Below are 19,976 nucleotides of genomic sequence, written 5' to 3'. Positions count from 1 at the left end.
GAAAGCCCGCTTTCTATTTTTCAAGCGGGCTTCTTCTTATTACACTTTCTTTACTTCATTAAAATATTCTTCAAGCGTTAATTGATGGTCATGGATGGCTTTTGCCGCTTTTTTGCCTACATAGCGTAAATGCCATGGTTCATACTCATACTTTGTGACATTTTCTTTGCCTTTAGGATAGCGGATGATAAAGCCGTATTCATACGCATGGTCTTTCACCCATTTGCCGTCCGCCGTGTTTCCGAACGCTTCATTCAGCTCATATCCGTTGCTTTTGCTGGAAATGTCCATGGCAAGCCCCGTCTGGTGTTCGCTTTGCCCCGGATATGCGACGGCTTCTTTCGCCTTTTTTTCACCTTTCAGACTGACTTCATTATCGAAAATAACTTTCTGTCTGTCATAAGAGCGGTATCCTGAAACGGCAACCAGGTCATAACCTTCTTTTTTCCCGGCGCTGAATAGTTTCGCCAAAGCATCGGCGGCAGGTTTGCGGATATATCGTTTCTCGATTTTCTCAGTAAAAGAAAATTCGACTTTCGGGATCACGAGATCATTCGGTTTATAATCTCCCGGCAGCGTGTATGTCTTATTCACGAGCGCAAGTGTATTTGTCGGGTTTTGAATGGTCTCAAGCCCGTTCACTTCTTTAATATCATTAAAATATTTGCTCTCCAATACAAAATCGCTGTTTTCTGCCTTCGTTGTTTTTTTGCTTGATGTGTCATCTGATTGTTTTGTTTCAGCTGCTGTTTTTGTGTCCTTGTGGCTGTCGCCGCCTGAAATGCTGCAGCCGGTTCCCACGATTGCGGTTACGCTGAGAGCGGCAGCGAGCGAGAACCATTTAGTGGATTTCTTCATTTTACACTTACCTTTCTTTTTTTGAATCAGGGCGATGCATAAAGAAGAGGGCTGCTTTAATCAGCATAACCCTCATCTCAAGTTTACGAAACAGTATGCAGCGCCAGTTTAATCATATCATGAAAAGTCGTTTGACGCTCCTCTGCCGTTGTTTCTTCTCCCGTTAATACGTGATCGCTTACAGTCAGGATAGACAGCGCTTTTTTGCCGTATTTAGCGGCAAGCGTATATAAAGCAGTCGTTTCCATCTCTACGCCGAGAACGCCGTATCTGGCAAGCTTTTCGATTTGGGAGTCTTCATTGTAAAACTGATCGGCGGTGAATACGCTTCCGACCGCTACGGGAAGATTGTTTTTTTGCGCTTCCTGGTACGCTTTATGAAGCAGTTCGAAGTCTGCGCAAGGAGCATAATCTACACTGCCGAAGGCGACACGGTTCATCTGTGAATCCGTTGAAGACGTCATAGCCAAAATCACGTCACGCACCTTCACGTCATTACGGATGGCTCCGCATGAGCCGACTCTGATTAAGTTTTGAACATCATAGCTTTGAATCAGTTCATTCACATAAATAGAGATAGACGGAACACCCATGCCGGTGCCTTGAACTGATACTTTTTTGCCGTTATATGTACCCGTAAATCCGTACATTCCTCTGACTTCATTATAGCATTCCACATTTTCAAGATACGTTTCCGCAATAAATTTCGCTCGGAGCGGATCTCCCGGCAAAAGCACTGTATCCGCAATTTGGCCTTTTTCAGCGTTTATATGTACACTCATTTCCTTTTCCTCCTGCCTATTCAAACTCCCACCCATTGTACACTGAATAACGGTAAGAGACAATCATCAGCATGATCAGGGCGATCTTGGGCAGAATATGCGGGATGACAAGCCTAAAGAAAAAGGAGTGAACATAATGGGCAAAAAACAGCGCAACCGGGTGACCGGCCAGAAAAAGAACAATCACGTGCCCGTTTCAGACGTCATTGCAGCTGATGAAGCGCATGGAAAAGAGCATTCCGCCGCTAAACGGAAGCCTTAACACTGTGTTTCCCAGACAATACGGAAGCCGGCTGAAGATTCAGCCGGCCCCATCTTACCTCGGCTGGACGAGCAGCCGGTTAATTTTGCTCCATCCCGCAGGGTTAAGCCTGTAATAGGTCTTTCCTTTTCTTCCTTCGTCTATGAGTATGACATCTCCGGTCGCTATGAATCTGGCTTGATAGTCGTTTGGGACCGTATCAGGCACATTAAAAACAGAAAATGCCCTTTCCAGTGCGTCTTGATGATTGTCAGCGGCCAGCTCTGTCCGATAGACGACCCTGTATCCCTTTTTCTCGCCGTAGCGGGGTGTTTGAAAAATCGTCACATCATAGGCGCAAGTCTTTTTTTTAAACACGGGCAGCGATAACAGCATCAAGATCCCTCCCTCTTATTTCTTAATAGTATTAGCGTTTTTTCTCATTTCTCCTGTCTCTATTTTTGTCGAAACGGATGATACTTTTCGTCAAAGAGCGCAAAAAGCGAAACGAGGCAAAGTCCGAGACTGAATCCGGCAAGCACATCCGTCGGAAAATGCGCGCCCAAATAAATTCTGCTGAATCCGATCAGAATGACGAGAACCCCGGTAAAGACGGTGACGACCCGTTTTCTTTTCGTGAAAAACGGAACATGCTTGATCAAAAAGTAAGCGATGACGGGATACATCACTGCCGAATTCATGGAGTGGCCGCTCGGAAAACTGTATGAGGTTTCATGGACGAGCGGTTCAAAAGCGGGTCTGGCTCTTTCAATCAATTCTTTTATTTTTATGTTTACAATCCGTTCAATGAGAAAGAGAAGCGGCAAAAAAACAACATCCGGCGTTTTTTTGTACATATACAGAGCCGCGCCTGTCAAAAGAAGAAGCGGCAAAAGCACCGCGGTCGTGCCGAGCTCCGTTATCCATAACATCAATTCATTCAGCCAGGCAGCCCTGATCCTGACAGCCGCTTCTATGACACGCTCATCAAAAACCCGGACGGCTTCTATCCGGATCGCTGCTGCGAGCAGAATAAACAATGCGAAAAGGCTTGCTGGCTTGTACAACGTTTTCCCCCCATGTTTCATTCTCCCGAGCTGATTGAAAAAACCGAAGCTTTTTCACTTCGGTTCCGCAGTTTCAGTCTTCATCAAGCTCTTCGTCTATCATACATTTTTCTAATAAATAATCAAAGGTGATGTCGGCTATTTCGAAGATTTCCTCTTCACTCGGTATGTACCCGCGCATAGCAAGCTGACTGTAAAAATAATCAGCTATTTCTTCTGTGTCAATCACAAGATCTATTTCTTTCATGCAAACACCGCCTCCTTTTTTATGTTTTATGAAAAAACCGTTCAAATTATACCCGAAAGTTCTAAACGTTTTGTCCGCTCATATACTTTTAAAAAACAAGCCCCGGAGGGAGAAAAGATGATGACGAAAATGATGGCTTTATTGGACGGAGATGGATTTGATATCGTATTGGAAAAAGTGCTGAAAGGAATGTCGTTTGTCATCTTTGCCGGCTGTCTGCCCTGGTTTTTATATGTCACCGTCCGTTTTTTTGCCGGCTAGCTGAAATGCTCCCGCAGGCTTTCCAGCACAAAATTCATCATATCTTTATATTCTTCGTCACCGAACAAATGATAAAGAATCTTATAATCGTTATAAATATCAAGCAGCTCATCTACAATCGATACCGCCAGCACATGCAGGGCATCGGGATCATCAGCATCGCCTTCAAACTGAAGAAGAGCAGACGCGACGGTATCCTCGCCGATCTCATGAGATGCTTCCCCAACATAGTGGACAAACAGCAGCTGATGCACAAACTGATCCATTTCATATTTTCTCAGAACCAGCGTGAGATCCTCTTCCTCCGTTTCAAGCCACTCTCCGTCTTTCAGCCGAGTCAGCTCATAAATAATATCCTCCCAGCCATCCTCTAAATATCTCCATATTTCAGTTCTGTGGCCGATGACACGGAATAATTCCTTTCCGTAGTCCTTTACATATACGACGTCGCCGATCAGAAATTCATATTCAATATCCAATTTCTCCATATCGACGATCACGCCCTCATAATCTTTATAAAGCTGGATGGACGATTCAAAATAAAGCACTTCATTATGATTGACTTCGTAAAGATAATGTTTATCAATTTGATGAACCTTCGTAATGGTGCCGACGGTTCCGTACATCACGACGACCACGATGTCTCCCACTTGAAATTTCGGTTTATCTGGCTTCATGCTGTCTCCCCCTTGCCGCGGACTGTCATACGCTATCGTATGCCGGCCGCCATCATTTCGCATGGGCATGAAAACCACAGGAAATATCTATTTCTGCACCTGTTCAAAATGGCAAAAACCGCAACATGCTTGTGCGTTTTTTCACTTACCGTAACAGAAGCGTCCGATGACATTCCGCTCTCGATCGACTGAGCAGTAACAGTGCTGAGACAAAAAGCTTCTATTTTTTATGAGTCTTTGTATGACGCAAAGGTAAATACCCGGCCCGAAGGCATGTTGACAATATCACCGCCGTGATGTTCAAGATTTGCCGTGAAACACATCATCGAAGATGTATGGAGACTCAATTCCGGCTGCATATTTGCAATGGCTTGTTTATCATAAACAATCAAACTCGTCTCGGCTTTCAATGAAGCCACAACTTCAATCCGCTTCAACCTTGTCACATAAAATCCCCTTTTCCGTCCAAACGTCAGTGCCTCATCAGTCTTACCTAATGGATCATTTGATTCCTCTCACTTCATTTAAATGTTTGATTATTTCTCCGTGAAAAGTGGTTCCTTACCCGGGACCCCGCCGGCAGCAGGCCTGATCCGGTGAACTCTGCAGCTATACCTTCTCCTTCCTGATTATGATACGTGCCGTCAGGAAGATTTGTTTACGTGCTGATCAAAACGGACGGCGTTGCGGGATTTGATCATACGGCACCTCATAAGCGAGTGATTTCAACAGAAAAAAACCGCACAATGTGCGGTTTTTCGTCAGGCGTGATGTACCTCGGTCTCATATTTTTCCCAAGCTTCATCAAATGTCGCCATCGTTTCTAAATAGTCGGCGCTCAGTTCTAAATAAGAACTGAGCTCGTGATAATCGCTTGACGTTTTCGGAAAGCCGTGATCTTCGTATGCCTGATTCGCAAACTGGCTGATTGCGTCCTGCGGCTTGGGATGCCTGTATTTCATCAAATAGTGATAAAAGGATTTCATGGGTTTCCCCTCCTGATGACTGTCTTTTGTTGTACTATTATACAATTCAAGTGTGAAATTACAACAAAAGAAGACTAGGAGAAGTCAAAATAATTCCGTTTCAAGATCCGTTCTGTCTCCATCAGCTCTTGATATGTGAGTGTTTCCGGTAATTTTTTTGCATTGACTAAAAAAAGCTGATTTTCGATTTCCGCTATGACCGCTTCCTCCTGATAAGTCATGCCGCAGGAGGAACAGGCGAATGAGGGTGTTTCTGTAATTTCTATGGCCCTCGTACCGTCAGGAAGCTCCCAGTACACAGCCGCCTGACAAGCTGACGCCTTCTGATTGCCGCACCACTCGCATGGCTTCACGGCGACTCACCTCCGACTTCCGATCCTGCTTTTTGCTCTTTCTTTTGCTGTGCAATAAATTTCTTTTCTTTCAATTCATCTCTTTTTTCCCTGCGGTCTTTCAGCGTTTCATGATCAGGGTTGGATGTAAACGTTTTCCTTCTGTCGATCCTCGATACATTTTCCGGTGTGAACGAAACCTCTTTGTCCGCGAAAATGGCGCTCAGTCCGACCGGCTCGCGTTTGGCCATCGTTCCCGGAAAAACAGATTCAAAATAGTCGTCGGCTTGATTCGGGATATAGTTTTCCGGCTCGGGATAAGATGTAATCACCCCTTCGAAGTTTCTGATCACAACTTTCTCCGGACTTTGGGAGAGCAAGTAGTTCGGCTGCAGGGCGATTTTACCGCCTCCGCCCGGGGCGTCGACGACAAAGGTCGGCACGGCAAAGCCAGTTGTGTGGCCCCTCAGTCCTTCAATGATTTCCAGCCCTTTCGACACAGGCGCTCTGAAATGGCCGATCCCCTCTGACAAATCACATTGATAAATATAATACGGACGCACGCGGATTTTCACTAAATCATGCATGAGTTTTTTCATAATCGGCACCGAATCGTTAATGCCTGCTAAAATAACGGCCTGGTTACCGACCGGAACACCTGCGTTAACGAGCTTTTCACACGCCGCAACCGATTCTTCCGTCAGTTCAATGCTCGTATTAAAATGAGTGTTCAGCCAGACCGGATGATACTTTTTCAAAATCTGACAAAGGTTATCCGTTATCCGCTGCGGAAATACGACGGGTGCTCTCGTTCCGATCCGGATAATTTCAAGGTGGGGAATGTCACGCAGGTTTTTTAAAATATATTCCAGAATCTGATCGTTGATTAAAAGCCCGTCTCCGCCGGAAATCAGGCAGTCACGGATTTCCGGCGTTTCCCGGATGTAAGCGATGGCCGCATCAAGCTGTTTTTTCGGCACCCCCATTCCGATCTGTCCGGAAAAACGCCTTCTTGTGCAATATCGGCAATACATCGAGCATTGATTTGTCACCAGAAAAAGAACGCGGTCGGGATAGCGGTGCGTAAGACCGGGAACCGGTGAATCTTCATCTTCAAACAGCGGATCTTCAAGGTCATATTTCGTTTTGTGCATTTCTTCTGACAGCGGCACGGACTGCATGCGGATCGGACATCTCGGGTTATCGGGATCCATTAAAGAAGCATAATAAGGCGTAATGTTCAGGGGAATGGTTTTTACAGACATCCTGACGCCTTCTTCTTCCTCTTCGGTCAAATGAATGACTTTTTTCAGATCATCGACGGTTCTTACAGTATGGGTGAGCTGCCACAGCCAATCATTCCACTTGTCTTCCGGCACATCTTTCCACAATTCAATCTCCTTCCAATGACGCTTCGGCTGAAACCATTTGTTTGTCAAACGAATTCCTCCTTATGAATGGCCAAACGTAAAGTCTTGCACCATATATTCATATTTTCGAGCCCTTCTGAAATGCGGCAGTTGTTCACAAGCCTGCCTCTGTAGCCGTATCCCGCATGGTACAAAACGGCATTCATCCCGTAAGACGCTGCACGGGCCAAGGAAAAAAGATGGAAGATTCCCCGGCCCGCGAGTTCCTGCTCCAACGCTTTAAACAAGTGTGCCGTTACGGAGTTCCCCCTGTAAACTGACAGAACCGCGCAATCGGTCATTTCAGCGTGCCCCAATACCGGATTGATATCTGCGCTTGCCGCCCCAATGAGACGATCCTGATCGAATGCGGCATAATAGATGGTGTTTTCTCTCATTGTTTTTTTAATATAAAGGGGATTAAAGACAGGAGTCGGATAGGTAAGAAAAACATGTTTATATAAATGCGTTAAACGGTCTGCATCATCTTCGTCCGCTTTTCTGAACATCAGCGTGCTTTCTGTCTGAGTCAGTCCCCGCCGCGGTGTCTCATATAAACGGTCAACAGTCGAATCTTCTGATACATATGAATCTGACCGTCTCCGCTCCTCTGCTAAATAGCGCACCACCACAACAGCCTCATGCCCGTTGTAATACCCGTCTATGACACCCTCAACAATAAAAAGATGCTTGACAAATTCCGGCTCATCGCCGCGCTTGGCAAAGAAAATTACCTTTTGGGCTCCTTCTTGCTTTGCTTCTGCCAAAACGGCCGGAATAAGCGCCGTGATCTGTCCGTCATAACGAATGACTCTGAGCCGCTCATTGAAACGGTCTGCATCAATCTCGGCCGCTCCCTTTTCAGCCCTCAGTTCCTTTATCAGCTCCGTCACCCCCATCTGCCACCCCGCACCATTCCATGATAAAAAGAGAAATGATTTTGACGGCATCGATTAACGCCCGGATTTCAATGTATTCATTCGCCTGATGCGCCGCCTTGACTTCTCCCGGCCCGAAGACGATGACCGGCGTCTGTCCCGCGTGCTGCAAAAGCCCTCCGTCCGTTCCCCACGGGGACGCTTCACGAACCGGTTTTGCCCCTTTCATTTTCTCAAAAGAAGATTCCAGAGCGGAAATCAGCGGATGCTCATCCGGGAGATCATTCGGAAGCCACTGAGCCCCAAACCATTCTATTTCCGCGGGGTGGTGTTTAAACCATTCATCCCGGTACTCCAAATCTTTCAGCCAGCTTGCCAGCTCTTCTTTTACTGCTTCGGGCGTTTCATCCGGCGCTATTCCGCACCTGCCTTCTATCACCACACGGTCAGCTACCGATGATGGCCACGTTCCCCCTTGGACGGTGCCGATATTAATGGGAACCGGAATCGGAACGTCCCGATAAAGCGGGTCTGTGATACGGGCGTTGCGGACGTGTTCAAGCTCTTTAAGGGCTGTGATGACATGCAGGCTTTTTTCAATGGCGCTCACCCCTTCATAGCGGGTGCCTCCGTGTGCGGACAATCCCCTTACCGTAATGCGGAACCACATAGACCCTTGCTGCTTAACAAACAGCTTTAAATTAGTCGGTTCGGGAATAAGCGCCCCGTCAGCCTTGTAGCCCCTCATAACAGCCGCCAGTGTTCCCGCGCCGCCGCATTCTTCATCTACGACACTTTGAAACAGAACATCTCCTTTTAATGTAATCCCGCAGGCTTCAAGCGCTTCTAACGCAAACAAGAGGGCTGTATTGCCGCCTTTCATATCCGTTGAACCGCGTCCGTAAACTTTGCCGTCCTTTTCAACAGCGGTAAACGGTTCATACGTCCATGCGGCGGGATTTCCTTCCGGGACAACATCAATATGTCCGTTCAGTATCAGTGATCTTCCGCCCCCGGCCCCTTTCTTTACGGCTGTGATATTCGGGCTTTCATGGAAGTCTTCGCGTTCCGATACGAAATAAGGATGCTCTTTCAATTGTTTGACACTCGGCTCCCATACATCAATATCCATGTCAAACTGTCTCAGTTTTTCCAAAACGACTGCCTGTGCGTTAAATTCATGGCGGAACGTGCTTTTTTCCCCGATCAGCCGTTTCAGCAGGCTTACCGCTTTTTCTGTGTTTTCTTCCGCCCACTCAGTGACTTTCTTTTCTAATTGATCCATGGACAGGCCCCCTTTTAAGAAAACATTCTCCCAATCTGATTTCGGCATCCGTTGTTTGAATGACATCGTCTATGGTCGTGCCATTCAGCAGTTCCTCAAGAACAAAAGCCCCATCATCTATGCTGATGACGGCTTTCTCTGTAATGATGAGATCTGCACAGCCCGCTGCTGTAAGCGGCAATGAACAGCTTTCGACCAGCTTCGGCCGGCCTTTCTGATCGGTGTGGCTCATGACGACAACCACTTTTTTCGCGCCTTGGGCAAGCTCCATCGCCCCGCCCATTCCGGGCACTTTTTTCCCCGGCACGAGCCAATTGGCGAGATCACCTGTCCTGCTGACTTGGAGCGCGCCTAAAATGGTAATATCTATCAGCCCTTTTCTGATCATGGCAAAAGACAGAGCTGAATCAAAATAGGAGGCTCCCTTAACTGTACTGACAGGAAATCCGGCCGCATTGCATAAAAGCTCATCCTCCTCTCCGCGCTCCGGACTGCCGCCGATCCCGAGGACGCCGTTTTCCGCCTGCAGCATGACCTCCATGCCGGCCGGCAGAAAGTTCGGCACTAAAGAAGGAATGCCGATCCCCAGGTTGACAATCATACCTGAGGTAACTTCACTGGCGGCCCGCCTCGCGATACTCTCTCTTTCCGCTATTCCCAAGCCCATTTCCACTTCACTCCTTCACTTTGCACGACACCCTCCACGAAAACGCCCGGCGTTACAATATGCTCGCTGTCAAGTTCGCCGGCAGGCACAATCTCTGCCGCCTCAGCAAATGTTCTTTCGGCCGCCGCAGCCATCAGAGGGTTCATGTTGCGCGCCGTTTTGTCAAACGTCAGATTCCCGAATTCATCAGCAGTATGTGCGGACACAAAAGCGAAATCAGCCGTCAGCGCTTTTTCAACTAAATAGGACTTTCCGTCAATCGTTACGGTTTCTTTGTTTTCACAAACGGTTGCGTTATCAATGCCGATATCAGTTAAAATACCGCCTAGCCCCGCTCCGCCTGCGCGAATCCGTTCAGCAAGCGTCCCTTGCGGCGAAAATTCCACCTCAAGCGCTCCGTCAGTCATTTGTCTGCCCGCGACAGGATTTGAGCCGATATGGGAAGCGATCAGCCTTTTTACCCGCTTATGAACGATAAGCGGGCCGATGCCGATTTCCGGAAATCCGGCATCATTGCAGATGACGGTCAGCTCTTTAACGCCGCTTTCCAAAATCGCTTCGATTAATGACGGAGGTGAACCCACTCCCCCAAAACCGCCGAACATAATGACAGATTCGTCCTTGACATCGGCAATTGCTTCATGAATATCGATTTTTTTATGAAAAATAGACATATCAGCTCAATCCTTCTTCATCATTTTTTCAACTTCTTCTGCGGCCTGTGAAAATAGATCTGACAGCTCATCCAGCTCGGCATATGAAATCGTGAACGGCGGGGCGATGATGACGGCGTCTCCTTCTCCGCTGTCAATACCGGGCTTTGCAGGGTAAATAAGCAGGCCCCGTTTTTTTGCCGCTTTAATGATTTTTTCGGTGAAGGCCTGTTTTTTCGAAAAAACGTCCTTCGTCGTTTTATCCTTAACGAATTCAACCCCGATCAGGAGGCCTTTACCGCGGACATCCCCAATCACCCCGCTGCGCTCTTTGATTTCTTCTAATTTCCGCTTCAGCATTACGCCTTTCTCCTCTGACTGCCGAAGCAGCTCGTGTTTCTTAACATAGCGAAGCACTTCAAGCGCCGCTCTAGCACAGTATGGGTTGGCACTGTACGTATGTCCGCTCATAATGACCCCGGAGCCCCGCTTGATCGTTTCAATGATGTCATCAGACGCAACAGCTGCCGCTATCGGAGCGTAACCGGCGCCTAACCCTTTTCCGAGCACCGCGATATCAGGTGCGATCCCCCAATGCTCAGAAGCAAGCATCCGCCCTGTTCTCCCGAGCCCCGTCATGACTTCATCCGCGATAAACAAAATACCGTGCCGGCGGCAGACCTCCTCAAGCGCTTCATAATAACCTGCCGGCGGAGTGATGGCCGCCCCGGCTGCTCCGACAATCGGTTCTGCGACAAATCCCGCGATAAATGAGGAACCGATCCGTTGAACAGCCGTTTCCAGTTCAGCCGCCGCAGCTTTCACAAATTCCTCTCCCTGCAGCTCTGAACGATACATATTAGGCGCTGAAACGGCAGGAAACCGTTCGATCAACTGGGTGAAGCGGTATCTCCGTTCGTAGAACCCCGATAATGAAAGCGCTCCCAAAGTAATGCCGTGGTAACTGCCCCATCTTGATAGGAAGACGGATTTTTGGTATTGCCCTTTTTCCTGCCAATATTGAACGGCTATTTTCATCGCTGTTTCGACTGCCTCTGATCCGCTGTTTACAAAAAATGACCAATTCAGCCCGCCCGGCAGATGATCGGCCAGAAATAAAGCGAGTTCTTCTGCCGGAGTACTGGTGAATTGCGAGCGATACACAAACGAAACAGAGTCAAGCTGCTCTTTTAAAGCTTGTATAATATCCTCCGTGCCGTGGCCGATATTGCAAGTGACCGCCCCCGATGCTCCGTCAAGATACTTGTTCCCCTCCTGATCATACACATATGATCCCTTTCCATGACTGACTGACGGATAATTTGCGTCAAGCTCCGGTTTGATTAAATAGCTCCCCATATCTTTCCACCTCGAAAACCCATTTGCTTCATTGTATGAACAGATGAATAACCGCATTCTTATCCTTCAGAAAGTTTTTTGCAGAAAATGCCTTTCTGTAAAACAGGCTGCCGGAAATGTCCCGACAGCCTGAAGAGCGTTCTGGAAATTCTATTCCTATTGTTGATTTTATTCTTTGCTCAGCTCATCATCACATCATTTTTGATCTGAATCAGTATAAGCAGAAGGCGGAAAATTCCCGTCTTCTTTACTGTATGGGAATTAATATTTCACACAAATGATGATTCACCTTTTGTAAAGTATACCTTTCGATAATGGGCTGTTCTCTGATTGATAAATTATTTTTTTCGATCTCAGAAAAAACAGTGTTCCAAAATCCACTGACTGCCTCTTTTGTATGATCAAGCAAGAAAACAGCGTACTTCCCTCCGGAAAATGTACCGATCCGGGCTGGTTCAGGCACATGGTCTTGATTGATAACAAGACAAACATCATAGCGGCATTTCTCTTTAGGAGTACGATTCGGATGATCTTGCGGAATTGCTAAAATGACAGAATGATCAAGCAGACCATTCAATTGCGCCCAGTTTTTAAATGACTCCATCAGTTCTTTGTTTTGCTTTCCGCCATACTCTCCGACGTTTCGGAAATAAGCAATTCTGGATTCAGGTAATTCTTCAATCGTTATGTTCACATTTTCGCCCCCTTCTCCAGAAAGGTAATATGTATTAAAATGTTTTTCAAGCTGATTTTTCAGCATGGATATAACAAAAAGCCTGCAGAAAGTGATGTTCTCTGCAGGCTGATTTTCATTATAGGATTTTTTCAGTCTAACAAATAAAAGCCGCACCGACGATGATTAATAAAATAAACAATACCACGATCAGCACAAAAGTGCTGGTTCCGCCTCCGCAGCCGCCGTGTCCGTAACCATAGCCAAAACTGCCGCAACCGTAGCCATATCCGTATCCGTACATACGCAAATCATCCTTTCTTCTTACGATATACGGCATTGTATGCGGGCCAACTCCCAATTGGTTTATGCGAATGCCCAACTATGTAAGAAAATAATGAAAAATTGTATGCACGCGCCGAAATCTTTTGAAGCCGAGTTTTTCATAAAAGCGGTTTACACCGTCCATCCCGGACGTCACAAGGTATACGGTTTCCATGCCGTTCAGCTTTGCCGCCGCCATCAGCTCATTCATCAATATCGATCCGTAGCCTTTTCGTTGGAATTGATCCAGAATTGCGACTTCTTCTATTTTTGCGGTTTTATCTGCTTTGTTGATGAAAAGCTCTCCGCAGCCGATCGGAATCGTTTGCGAGGCGTCGCTGTAGCACACAACAAGCATGACCGTTCCGTCCTTATACAAAGGATATTTCCGCTCAAGCTTTTGTTCGGCCGCCGCCTCGCCAATGTAAAGGGCGTCATAGATGTTCATAATAGACGACCCGTCGGCGAGGCTTTTTTCCGTCCCCCAAGCAGTGAGCGGGTGTCCCGCCTGCAGGTCCCCATTTTCCAGTTTCCTTGCAAAAAACAGCTCATCTTCCACTACGCAGCCCTGCTTTACGAGATTTTGTTTCAGAAGAAGCGGAAACGTGTGCTCCGGAGCCGCTTTCACATGAATATAATTGGCTTGAAGCAAGCCCGGAACGGACGAAAAAAACGGCAGCAGTTTGTCTAACGGAAATGTACTGTGCAGCTGAACAAAGTTATGCGAAAAAATCTGCGGCAAAAAAGGGTCCGTATATACACTGAAATGCTCGAACCTCTGAATGCCGGAAGTAAGCTCTATATACTGCTTCTCGGTTTTATCAAATTGATCGGTCATAAAAGCTCTCCTTTTCCTTACACATCCAACTGCATCTCTCAACCTTTTGTTATATTGAGATTTCTCATAATTTCATCGTACACCGGATAGAACGGCATTCCAATTGGTAATTGTTTAATTTGCTGAAAGGAAATGGGTATCGCCTTCTGATTCGCAAAAAAACGTTTCGCTACGTCATGACTGATCGGATGGAGAACCCCTCTCAAATAAACATAAAATTCCCGTTCAATGCGAAACAGCATTCTCCCGGGCAGATGTTGAATACACCCCGATGTCCCCCGGCTGATCGGCGGACCGTCCGGAAGCGCTTGTATTTCGTCCCGTTCTAAAGCCGGGATGTCATGCCGTTTAAATCGGTAAAAGCGAAATGCGCTATGATCAACCAGTCTTTTCTCCCCGTCTTCTATAAAATAAACATGAAACTGATCCCTGACGAGCTGAAAATTCGGAATACTGACGGAGTTCTCTTCCTCATATTGAAATAAAAACGGATCCGGAATGACGACGGTTCGCCCTTCATATAACGAATGCCAGCGCTCGTTTACAGGCTTCCTTTTATTTCGGTCAAGCTGATATACTTTCTGATCCGTCCCCTTTACAAAGGATCCGTCGATCAGGACAGACGGAAGCGATTGATACGTGTTCTGAAATGAGTGGGGTGTTTTATAGGTCGTATCCAACACTTCTTTTATCGGCAGAAATGATGTAAATGTGTTGAGCCTGCTCCAAAAAACAGAGTCTCCGTGATTCCAATGCATAACATCTTCGTCCCAAAAGCTGCCGAACTTCTCTTTCACACGCTCAAGCAATGATCTCCGGTGCATCACTGAACAGTGATCAACGAGAAAAGCGGCCTGATCAAGCACCTCTTCAGCAAAACGATAGAAGTGGAATTGTTCTGCTCCGCGCCCGTTTACATGTATCACCTTCTGGCTGGAATAGACGGCATCAAACTCGCTGTATTGATTAAGCGCTTCCGCCATGCGGCTGAGCCTATCCGGATGAAATACGGTGTCGTCTGTCAAATAAGTGATGTATTCGCCTTTAGCCCGTGAAAGCGCATCATTAATCAAAACGGCATACCGGGTGGACTTCAGCCGTTCGGCAGGATTGATAAAACTGTTGTCATAATATATGCGAGGATCTTTTATATACGTACTGATGACAGCCGAGGTTTCTTCATTTGAATGATCATCCATCACAAACAGCTCCCAATTGCTGTAGGTCTGATGCAAAACACTTTCAATCGCCTGTTTCACAAGATCCGGTTTGTTGTAACTCGTTAAGATAATTGAGATCTTCTTTTCCATCCCATCACCCCTTCTGTAAAACATAAAAAACGGCTCCGAAAGAGACAGAGCCTGATATCCGTTATTAAAAAGCACCCCAGCTGACGATGCTTGAAATCGCGACGTTTGATCTCGTATGATTGAGCGGATTTTGAAAAACGGCCAAATCTGACAGCACTTCTTTGACAATTACGTTTTGCAGTGTGCTGCCGTTAATCAGATTGACGCGTGATACAGGAACCCCAAGCTCTTTTGCCATTACAAGCTGACGCCGCAAATCTGAATGATCTTCGGACGGCTGACGGGATAACAAAAGAAGAAGAAGCAGTACGAGCTGAAATTCCTCCTCAAAACCCCCGTGTTTTACAGTTTCTTCTGAATCCAAAGTATTCCTCTCCTTCATTTTTTAATCTATACAACGTATGTCATACTCTTACAAACCGCATAGGCAAACAAAGCCTGATTCGAAAATTCAGCTGTTTGATTAAATATTGAAAAAAACACAAGCAAAACGGCATTCGACTTATACCAATCTCTTCAATCAGGAATATGAATAAACGTGAGGTTGAAATTGTTAAAGGAGGTGTATGTCCGCATGAGCGAAGATCGTTTGGAGCTTAAAAAGAACTTATTGAAAACTCTTTTAGCCCCTGTATTTGACAACAGCGCTTTATCTAGCGGTACAGATGGAGGAGATAACGTGAAAAACAGCGTAAAAGAATTATTGGAAGCGGCAATTGATGCAAAAGTAGATGAAGCAGCGGTGAAAGACAGTCTCAGCGCACAATCTGTATTGGGAAGCGGTATTTCATTAGCGGCGAGATGGATTTTTGCAAGAATTCAGCCCGGCACTGTCATCAGCATTGTGATGGATTCAGGAGACATGATCGGCCCGGTTCAATTTGTGGCCTTTGACGAAATTCACGGAATCGTTTTTGTTACGCAGGAAAATTCCGTTACACCGGCAGGCTCTGCTACAACATTGCTTGACGTCGACAAAGTTGAAAGTGTCACGTTCACTTCGTAACAGCATATGAACGTTTTATATATCCGTTCAGGATATAAAGGCATATACACGTATTTTGACCGCTGGATCGAGGAAGGCTTTTTACAGTCTTCCGTCCGCTTTTTTTCTGTTTCTGAGTTTGAGGAAGATACCATCCGCAGTATACGGGCATTCAAACCAGACATCAGTCTGATGATGACGGGAGACCGTATTCCGTCTGAATGGCTTCAATGGCTGAAGACAGAACAGATTCCCGTTTATCTATGGATGACGGAAGATCCTTTTTATTTCGATGTGAGCATGACAATCGCCCCTTTCGCCGATGTCGTTTTAACGATAGAACAAAACGCGCTTGATGCTTACCGGCAAATGGGCTTACAGCACGTATATTATGTCCCGATCCCCGTTAATCAGCGGCTTTTTAAGAAACAACCTGCTGAATCTTCTCTTCACACAAATCTGCTTCTGATCGGATACCCGTACCCGAACCGCGTTGAACTGGTGAAAGCAGCGGCGAGGCTTCCGTATACGCTTCGTATCATCGGGAAGGGATGGCGCAGACATCTGCCTAAAAAAATCGCCAGGCAGCAAAATGTGCTCGTAATGGATGAATGGATTGCACCCGAACGTGCCGCATTATATTACAACAGCGCAGACGTGGTCTTAAACCCTCACCGTTCTTATCGGTTTGCGCTCAATCAGAACGGACGCGGCATCGAAAATATCAGTTTAAATACGAGAAGCTTAGACATTGCGGCTTGTCAGGCCTTTCAGCTGACAGACCTTTCTCCCGCGCCCCCGTTTTCATCCTTTGTTTCTTACAGCGGGCTTGCGGATTTTGCGGATAAAATCCATTTTTATATGACAAACCCGGGTGAACGTAAACAAATCGCGGCGCTTAATTATGAAGAGACAGTACCGGCGTACACGTATGACCAGATTCCGGCTGTGCTTGCGGCTATCCGTTCCAAGACTTTCTCATGAAACGCTCTTCACATCAAAAAGCAGCTTGGATAAGCTGCTTTTTTCATGTTTATTTTCCGCTTCTGTCAGTCAGTTTTCTCGGGTCAACCTGTTTATTGACCTGCGGGTGAAAGCCGATTTTATCAGCGATTCTTTCCCAAGGCACCATTTTAAAATTTTGATTGGCCTTTTGGCCGTGATCTATATTTTCTCCGTCCTGTGCGACAAAAAGGCCGAACGGATATTCAGGTCCCAGCCCGAAACCCAGAACGTCAATTCCGTCTGTATCGCTTGTGCCGTCTGTCTCAGGCCCGTCTGTTATCTGAAAGTCCGCAACATATTTGTTCTGTCCCTGTCTTTCATAAATCGCGTAGCTGCTGTTACCCTGGCTTGATGCAAGCAAATAACCTTTCCCGTCAGCAGCGTAGTAAATCGTCAGTCCTTCAATATCAGGGGTTAAATGCCTGCCGTCGGCACGATCGATAACCGTTCCGTTACTGCCGCCGTCCGGCTCAGCGCTGAACTTCCAGATGGCCTCATCTTCTTCTGCGATATAAAGACTGCCGTATTCATCGTCTGCTGCCATCCCTTCTGTCTGAGAATTCATTTTAAACGCCCTTACCTTTTTGCCGGATATGTATCCATTTTTATCAGCATTTAATTCGTATTGTTCAAATTCGCCTTCTTTCCCTGTCACCATCGCGTAATATTTTCCTGTTTTTTGACTGTGGTACAAGCTGAAACCGTATACTTCATCAATTGCTGACGCAATCGGGCGGTCTGGATCCGTAATGCTTTGTAATGTGCCGTTTTTTCCGTCGATGGCGTAAATCTCAATGGTATTCTTTCCTTCAGACCGATTGGATGCCGCCGCAATATCGACTTTTTTTCCGTTCAACGGAAAATCATAGCGGATATCAACATTGTTCAGCTTCCCGGTAGGATAGGAATGAAGCATCTTTCCCTCTAGGCTGTACACGACTAAGCCTGATTTTTTATTAGTTGTGATCAATTTGCTGTTCTGAGGATTCTTGGGATCCAGCCAAATCGCAGGATCATCAGCTGCATCACCTGCTGTATCAACCGGTTCCGTTTCCGCCGCCGCATTTACGGTAAAATGATAAGGATCAGACAGCTTATGCTTGGCCTGGGAAGAAACCGCACCGCATGTGAGCATCAATCCGGCTGCCGCGGTTAACAAAAGTGTTTTTGAATGATTCATTTTCCTTCCTCCTTTTATGAAAGTGTACTTTAATTGTAAAATACATACAGGAAGTTCAGTGTTAAGTTTTTGTGAAGATTGTCCGCATGTGAGAATTTATGAAGAGAAAGAATTGACATGAGCAAATATTTAAAATGAACATTTAGTACAATGTTTTATTTGTTATTTCTATTCTATTAACCAGGTAAAGCGATATAAAAGCGCATCAGATTAATGTTTTTCTCTAATTTTTGATTTATTGGTTTCTTTCATTAACTCGCTGAAATTGTTCAACATATGATGCATGGTAGAGAAACGAGAGTTGGAGGATAAGCCATGCCTAAACAGCAAGCAGTAGAGCTACAACCGTTTTTTCACGATAAAACTGTTCTCGTCACAGGCGGGACAGGATCAATCGGAAGCCAAATAGTAAAACGCCTTTTGCTCTTAACCCCTAAAGAAGTCATTGTGTTCAGCAAAGATGACAGCAAACAATATGTGATGAAACAAAAATACGCGGATGAACAAAGACTGTCGTTTGTGCTCGGCGATGTTCGTGACTACAGAAGAGTCAACCAAGTGATGAAAGGTGTTGATATTGTCTTTCACACAGCTGCGCTGAAGCAGGTTCCGACATGTGAGGATAATCCCTTTGAAGCCATTCAAACCAACCTTATCGGCGGACAAAATGTCGCAGAAGCCGCTTTGCTGCAAGAAGTGACGCATGTGATTAATATCAGTACCGATAAAGCTGTTTATTAAGATACTTACTACTAACCAATTAAAAAAAGAAGCTTACTCTGCAGTTCTTTCCAAAGCAGCTTCCAATAAATGTTGAGCAAATTGTTTATAAAATTCATCTAAGTCATCACTGGCTTCATCCTGTTCTATATAGCGGATACTGTAATTATCTTTATGGACAACCTTTATTGTTTTCTTCTTCAATTCCTCATAACGTTGGTAAGGTTCCAAAACTACACCCCCGCTTTCACAGGAGTATTATATGTATGTAATGGTTCGTCTCTTGACTGTTCTTTCTTTATCAAAACCTCGCAAGCTTGTTCAAATGTACGGTTAACTTTTTTCTTTATCCAGCGTTCAGTACCGATCTCTTCTCATATGAATACGGGAATGCTGGTTTTATTCAAGGTGCCCAGTAATTCAAAAATGTGTTCTTGGCATGTGCCTTCTCTGCACCTGAGTCAACAATCGTCAAATAAATCTTGGGGCAGGATTAAGCCACCGCGAATGAGGTAAGGTTTGAAGACATTATTTCTGTTCAATATGCCGCTTCAGTTTTGCAGCGGCATTCCGAGGAATTACAGAATATGGTACTAAATACTTTCAAACTTTGAGATGTTTGTTTTTGGAGGTGAAGATTCATTTAATTTTTTATACCAAATACGTATTTTTTGTCCTTTGCTCAAGTCATCTTTATTGTTAAGTTGACTAAGTCCCAGTATAACTATATCCGATCTATACTTCTCAATAATTTCTTTTTCACTAAGATTTTTATAGTCTTTAACATCAGCTTTCTCATTAGGTATGAGAATTGCTTGATTCTCTCTTTTTAAGATGACATAGCCGACCATAGTTTGCTCAGCCTCCATAAAATGTTTGTTATGTTGGTTTTGACACCCTAATGTTATACATAACAAAATTAACAGCATTATAAACACTTTATACAAGTTCAAACCGCCCTTCTTGCATATTTGTAACAAGAATAAAACACTGTTTTAGGAAATGACAGACTAAAACGCCTCATGTTTATGAATTTAAACCAATTCCCCCTAGACAAATGGAACACGGCGAGGTCTTCACCATTATAGAACCGTACAATTGCATCATGAAATATTCAATTGGCTGATCAACCACATCACCTTCTTTAAGCGATCTAATGTTTATATAAGGTCTTATAAGTCTATACAGCTCCTCCGCTTAATCATTTTGCTTATCTCTAAGCAGTTTACATTAACTAAG

Annotated in this window: 28 protein-coding genes; 5 read left to right on the top strand and 23 right to left on the bottom strand. The window is 45.5% G+C overall.

The features are described from left to right. Positions 1 to 39: 39 nt before the first annotated feature. On the bottom strand, positions 40 to 858 hold the full coding sequence (locus SB24_RS18985) for a M15 family metallopeptidase (RefSeq protein ID WP_015417648.1): 819 nt from the start codon (positions 856 to 858) through the stop codon (positions 40 to 42). Between the two features lie 83 nt (positions 859 to 941). Then, positions 942 to 1,640: a purine-nucleoside phosphorylase gene (gene deoD, locus SB24_RS18980; protein ID WP_003153702.1), complete on the bottom strand. Its 699-nt coding sequence runs from the start codon at positions 1,638 to 1,640 to the stop codon at positions 942 to 944. Positions 1,641 to 1,776: 136 nt separating this feature from the next. Here deoD and SB24_RS20095 point away from each other — a divergent pair, with 136 nt between their 5' ends. After that, entirely contained in the window at positions 1,777 to 1,902 is a 126-nt protein-coding gene (locus SB24_RS20095) for a hypothetical protein (RefSeq protein WP_003153701.1), read from the top strand. Positions 1,903 to 1,956: 54 nt separating this feature from the next. On the opposite strand, the gene SB24_RS18975 is transcribed toward SB24_RS20095, so the two are convergent. From SB24_RS18975 to SB24_RS19855, 3 genes are all read right to left on the bottom strand, one after another. Further along, positions 1,957 to 2,277 carry a YodL domain-containing protein gene (locus SB24_RS18975; RefSeq protein WP_003153700.1) on the bottom strand — a complete coding sequence of 107 codons (321 nt, stop codon included), beginning with the start codon at positions 2,275 to 2,277 and terminating at the stop codon, positions 1,957 to 1,959. 59 nt (positions 2,278 to 2,336) lie between these two features. Further along, a complete protein-coding gene (locus SB24_RS18970; RefSeq protein WP_015417649.1) occupies positions 2,337 to 2,948 on the bottom strand; it encodes a phosphatase PAP2 family protein in 612 nt (203 codons plus the stop codon). 73 nt (positions 2,949 to 3,021) lie between these two features. After that, positions 3,022 to 3,195 (bottom strand): YozD family protein, encoded by a 174-nt coding sequence (locus SB24_RS19855; RefSeq protein ID WP_003153696.1) that lies wholly within the window; start codon positions 3,193 to 3,195, stop codon positions 3,022 to 3,024. 117 nt (positions 3,196 to 3,312) lie between these two features. On the opposite strand from SB24_RS19855, the gene SB24_RS20280 reads away from it, so the two are divergent. After that, complete coding sequence (locus SB24_RS20280; protein ID WP_012117771.1) at positions 3,313 to 3,456, top strand: hypothetical protein; 144 nt, start codon at positions 3,313 to 3,315, stop codon at positions 3,454 to 3,456. On the opposite strand, the gene SB24_RS18960 is transcribed toward SB24_RS20280, so the two are convergent. The 15 genes from SB24_RS18960 to cgeC all read right to left on the bottom strand — a co-directional run bounded on the left by SB24_RS18960 (position 3,453) and on the right by cgeC (position 15,211). Next, the gene (locus SB24_RS18960; protein WP_003153690.1) at positions 3,453 to 4,133 is read right to left on the bottom strand and encodes a hypothetical protein; all 681 of its coding nucleotides are present in this window, start codon (positions 4,131 to 4,133) and stop codon (positions 3,453 to 3,455) included. The genes SB24_RS20280 and SB24_RS18960 overlap by 4 nt on opposite strands. Before the next feature lie 227 nt (positions 4,134 to 4,360). Next, positions 4,361 to 4,579, bottom strand: coding sequence for a VOC family protein (locus SB24_RS18955; protein ID WP_039254843.1), 219 nt, complete (start codon positions 4,577 to 4,579; stop codon positions 4,361 to 4,363). 315 nt (positions 4,580 to 4,894) lie between these two features. After that, positions 4,895 to 5,119: a YozE family protein gene (locus SB24_RS18950; RefSeq protein WP_007407941.1), complete on the bottom strand. Its 225-nt coding sequence runs from the start codon at positions 5,117 to 5,119 to the stop codon at positions 4,895 to 4,897. Positions 5,120 to 5,193: 74 nt separating this feature from the next. Then, positions 5,194 to 5,472, bottom strand: coding sequence for a YokU family protein (locus tag SB24_RS18945; RefSeq protein ID WP_007407940.1), 279 nt, complete (start codon positions 5,470 to 5,472; stop codon positions 5,194 to 5,196). Then, the gene (gene ablA / locus SB24_RS18940) at positions 5,469 to 6,890 is read right to left on the bottom strand and encodes a lysine 2,3-aminomutase (RefSeq protein WP_031379013.1); all 1,422 of its coding nucleotides are present in this window, start codon (positions 6,888 to 6,890) and stop codon (positions 5,469 to 5,471) included. The genes SB24_RS18945 and ablA overlap by 4 nt, the downstream gene beginning before the upstream one ends. Further along, on the bottom strand, positions 6,887 to 7,759 hold the full coding sequence (gene ablB / locus SB24_RS18935) for a putative beta-lysine N-acetyltransferase (RefSeq protein ID WP_039254840.1): 873 nt from the start codon (positions 7,757 to 7,759) through the stop codon (positions 6,887 to 6,889). The genes ablA and ablB overlap by 4 nt, the downstream gene beginning before the upstream one ends. Continuing rightward, the gene (locus tag SB24_RS18930) at positions 7,722 to 9,023 is read right to left on the bottom strand and encodes a peptidase (RefSeq protein WP_039254836.1); all 1,302 of its coding nucleotides are present in this window, start codon (positions 9,021 to 9,023) and stop codon (positions 7,722 to 7,724) included. The genes ablB and SB24_RS18930 overlap by 38 nt, the downstream gene beginning before the upstream one ends. Beyond that, positions 8,995 to 9,690 (bottom strand): 3-oxoacid CoA-transferase subunit B, encoded by a 696-nt coding sequence (locus tag SB24_RS18925; RefSeq protein ID WP_015240034.1) that lies wholly within the window; start codon positions 9,688 to 9,690, stop codon positions 8,995 to 8,997. The genes SB24_RS18930 and SB24_RS18925 overlap by 29 nt, the downstream gene beginning before the upstream one ends. Further along, the gene (locus SB24_RS18920) at positions 9,675 to 10,364 is read right to left on the bottom strand and encodes a CoA transferase subunit A (RefSeq protein ID WP_015240035.1); all 690 of its coding nucleotides are present in this window, start codon (positions 10,362 to 10,364) and stop codon (positions 9,675 to 9,677) included. Before SB24_RS18920 ends, SB24_RS18925 begins: the two co-directional genes overlap by 16 nt. A gap of 6 nt (positions 10,365 to 10,370) precedes the next feature. Next, positions 10,371 to 11,702, bottom strand: a complete 1,332-nt coding sequence (locus tag SB24_RS18915; protein ID WP_039254832.1) for an aspartate aminotransferase family protein — start codon at positions 11,700 to 11,702, stop codon at positions 10,371 to 10,373. A 247-nt stretch (positions 11,703 to 11,949) separates the two neighbouring features. Continuing rightward, positions 11,950 to 12,396 carry an AraC family transcriptional regulator gene (locus SB24_RS18910; RefSeq protein WP_039255090.1) on the bottom strand — a complete coding sequence of 149 codons (447 nt, stop codon included), beginning with the start codon at positions 12,394 to 12,396 and terminating at the stop codon, positions 11,950 to 11,952. Positions 12,397 to 12,532: 136 nt separating this feature from the next. Next, positions 12,533 to 12,679, bottom strand: coding sequence for a YjcZ family sporulation protein (locus SB24_RS18905; RefSeq protein ID WP_014418145.1), 147 nt, complete (start codon positions 12,677 to 12,679; stop codon positions 12,533 to 12,535). A 78-nt stretch (positions 12,680 to 12,757) separates the two neighbouring features. Beyond that, on the bottom strand, positions 12,758 to 13,537 hold the full coding sequence (locus SB24_RS18900; RefSeq protein ID WP_039254829.1) for a GNAT family N-acetyltransferase: 780 nt from the start codon (positions 13,535 to 13,537) through the stop codon (positions 12,758 to 12,760). Between the two features lie 38 nt (positions 13,538 to 13,575). Continuing rightward, entirely contained in the window at positions 13,576 to 14,847 is a 1,272-nt protein-coding gene (locus SB24_RS18895) for a glycosyltransferase family 2 protein (protein WP_039254826.1), read from the bottom strand. Positions 14,848 to 14,911: 64 nt separating this feature from the next. Then, the gene (gene cgeC, locus SB24_RS18890) at positions 14,912 to 15,211 is read right to left on the bottom strand and encodes a spore maturation protein CgeC (protein WP_033574681.1); all 300 of its coding nucleotides are present in this window, start codon (positions 15,209 to 15,211) and stop codon (positions 14,912 to 14,914) included. Positions 15,212 to 15,421: 210 nt separating this feature from the next. On the opposite strand from cgeC, the gene SB24_RS18885 reads away from it, so the two are divergent. Continuing rightward, complete coding sequence (locus SB24_RS18885) at positions 15,422 to 15,853, top strand: hypothetical protein (RefSeq protein ID WP_033574682.1); 432 nt, start codon at positions 15,422 to 15,424, stop codon at positions 15,851 to 15,853. A 6-nt stretch (positions 15,854 to 15,859) separates the two neighbouring features. Further along, a complete protein-coding gene (locus tag SB24_RS18880) occupies positions 15,860 to 16,816 on the top strand; it encodes a CgeB family protein (protein ID WP_039254822.1) in 957 nt (318 codons plus the stop codon). A 49-nt stretch (positions 16,817 to 16,865) separates the two neighbouring features. Here the strand turns inward: SB24_RS18880 and phyC are convergent, their stop codons facing one another. Beyond that, positions 16,866 to 18,017, bottom strand: a complete 1,152-nt coding sequence (gene phyC, locus SB24_RS18875) for a 3-phytase (RefSeq protein ID WP_039254819.1) — start codon at positions 18,015 to 18,017, stop codon at positions 16,866 to 16,868. A 315-nt stretch (positions 18,018 to 18,332) separates the two neighbouring features. On the opposite strand from phyC, the gene SB24_RS18870 reads away from it, so the two are divergent. Next, positions 18,333 to 18,758, top strand: coding sequence for an SDR family NAD(P)-dependent oxidoreductase (locus SB24_RS18870; protein WP_003153663.1), 426 nt, complete (start codon positions 18,333 to 18,335; stop codon positions 18,756 to 18,758). A 33-nt stretch (positions 18,759 to 18,791) separates the two neighbouring features. On the opposite strand, the gene sprB is transcribed toward SB24_RS18870, so the two are convergent. After that, complete coding sequence (gene sprB, locus SB24_RS20090; protein ID WP_015417661.1) at positions 18,792 to 18,968, bottom strand: recombination directionality factor SprB; 177 nt, start codon at positions 18,966 to 18,968, stop codon at positions 18,792 to 18,794. Between the two features lie 362 nt (positions 18,969 to 19,330). Continuing rightward, positions 19,331 to 19,675, bottom strand: coding sequence for a DUF3221 domain-containing protein (locus SB24_RS18865; RefSeq protein ID WP_223255331.1), 345 nt, complete (start codon positions 19,673 to 19,675; stop codon positions 19,331 to 19,333). Positions 19,676 to 19,976: the final 301 nt, after the last annotated feature.

The organism is Bacillus sp. Pc3, from assembly GCF_000815145.1.
Taxonomy (GTDB): Bacteria; Bacillota; Bacilli; order Bacillales; family Bacillaceae; genus Bacillus; species Bacillus velezensis.
The sequence above is the reverse complement of the archived record's forward strand: the minus strand, read 5'-3'. Positions and strand labels throughout refer to the sequence as shown.

Bases quoted from the DNA above. Each gene is read 5' to 3' on its own strand.
- SB24_RS18880 (WP_039254822.1), top strand. From the start codon at position 15,860: ATGAACGTTTTATATATCCGTTCAGGATATAAAGGCATATACACGTAT.
- SB24_RS18870 (WP_003153663.1), top strand. From the start codon at position 18,333: ATGCCTAAACAGCAAGCAGTAGAGCTACAACCGTTTTTTCACGATAAA.
- SB24_RS18915 (WP_039254832.1), bottom strand. From the start codon at position 11,702: ATGGGGAGCTATTTAATCAAACCGGAGCTTGACGCAAATTATCCGTCA.
- SB24_RS18930 (WP_039254836.1), bottom strand. From the start codon at position 9,023: ATGGATCAATTAGAAAAGAAAGTCACTGAGTGGGCGGAAGAAAACACA.
- ablB (WP_039254840.1), bottom strand. From the start codon at position 7,759: ATGGGGGTGACGGAGCTGATAAAGGAACTGAGGGCTGAAAAGGGAGCG.
- SB24_RS18985 (WP_015417648.1), bottom strand. From the start codon at position 858: ATGAAGAAATCCACTAAATGGTTCTCGCTCGCTGCCGCTCTCAGCGTA.
- SB24_RS18975 (WP_003153700.1), bottom strand. From the start codon at position 2,277: ATGCTGTTATCGCTGCCCGTGTTTAAAAAAAAGACTTGCGCCTATGAT.
- phyC (WP_039254819.1), bottom strand. From the start codon at position 18,017: ATGAATCATTCAAAAACACTTTTGTTAACCGCGGCAGCCGGATTGATG.
- SB24_RS18920 (WP_015240035.1), bottom strand. From the start codon at position 10,364: ATGTCTATTTTTCATAAAAAAATCGATATTCATGAAGCAATTGCCGAT.
- SB24_RS20280 (WP_012117771.1), top strand. From the start codon at position 3,313: ATGATGACGAAAATGATGGCTTTATTGGACGGAGATGGATTTGATATC.
- SB24_RS20095 (WP_003153701.1), top strand. From the start codon at position 1,777: ATGGGCAAAAAACAGCGCAACCGGGTGACCGGCCAGAAAAAGAACAAT.
- SB24_RS19855 (WP_003153696.1), bottom strand. From the start codon at position 3,195: ATGAAAGAAATAGATCTTGTGATTGACACAGAAGAAATAGCTGATTAT.
- SB24_RS18925 (WP_015240034.1), bottom strand. From the start codon at position 9,690: ATGGGCTTGGGAATAGCGGAAAGAGAGAGTATCGCGAGGCGGGCCGCC.
- SB24_RS18950 (WP_007407941.1), bottom strand. From the start codon at position 5,119: ATGAAATCCTTTTATCACTATTTGATGAAATACAGGCATCCCAAGCCG.
- deoD (WP_003153702.1), bottom strand. From the start codon at position 1,640: ATGAGTGTACATATAAACGCTGAAAAAGGCCAAATTGCGGATACAGTG.
- SB24_RS18895 (WP_039254826.1), bottom strand. From the start codon at position 14,847: ATGGAAAAGAAGATCTCAATTATCTTAACGAGTTACAACAAACCGGAT.
- SB24_RS18905 (WP_014418145.1), bottom strand. From the start codon at position 12,679: ATGTACGGATACGGATATGGCTACGGTTGCGGCAGTTTTGGCTATGGT.
- SB24_RS18885 (WP_033574682.1), top strand. From the start codon at position 15,422: ATGAGCGAAGATCGTTTGGAGCTTAAAAAGAACTTATTGAAAACTCTT.
- SB24_RS18960 (WP_003153690.1), bottom strand. From the start codon at position 4,133: ATGAAGCCAGATAAACCGAAATTTCAAGTGGGAGACATCGTGGTCGTC.
- SB24_RS18900 (WP_039254829.1), bottom strand. From the start codon at position 13,537: ATGACCGATCAATTTGATAAAACCGAGAAGCAGTATATAGAGCTTACT.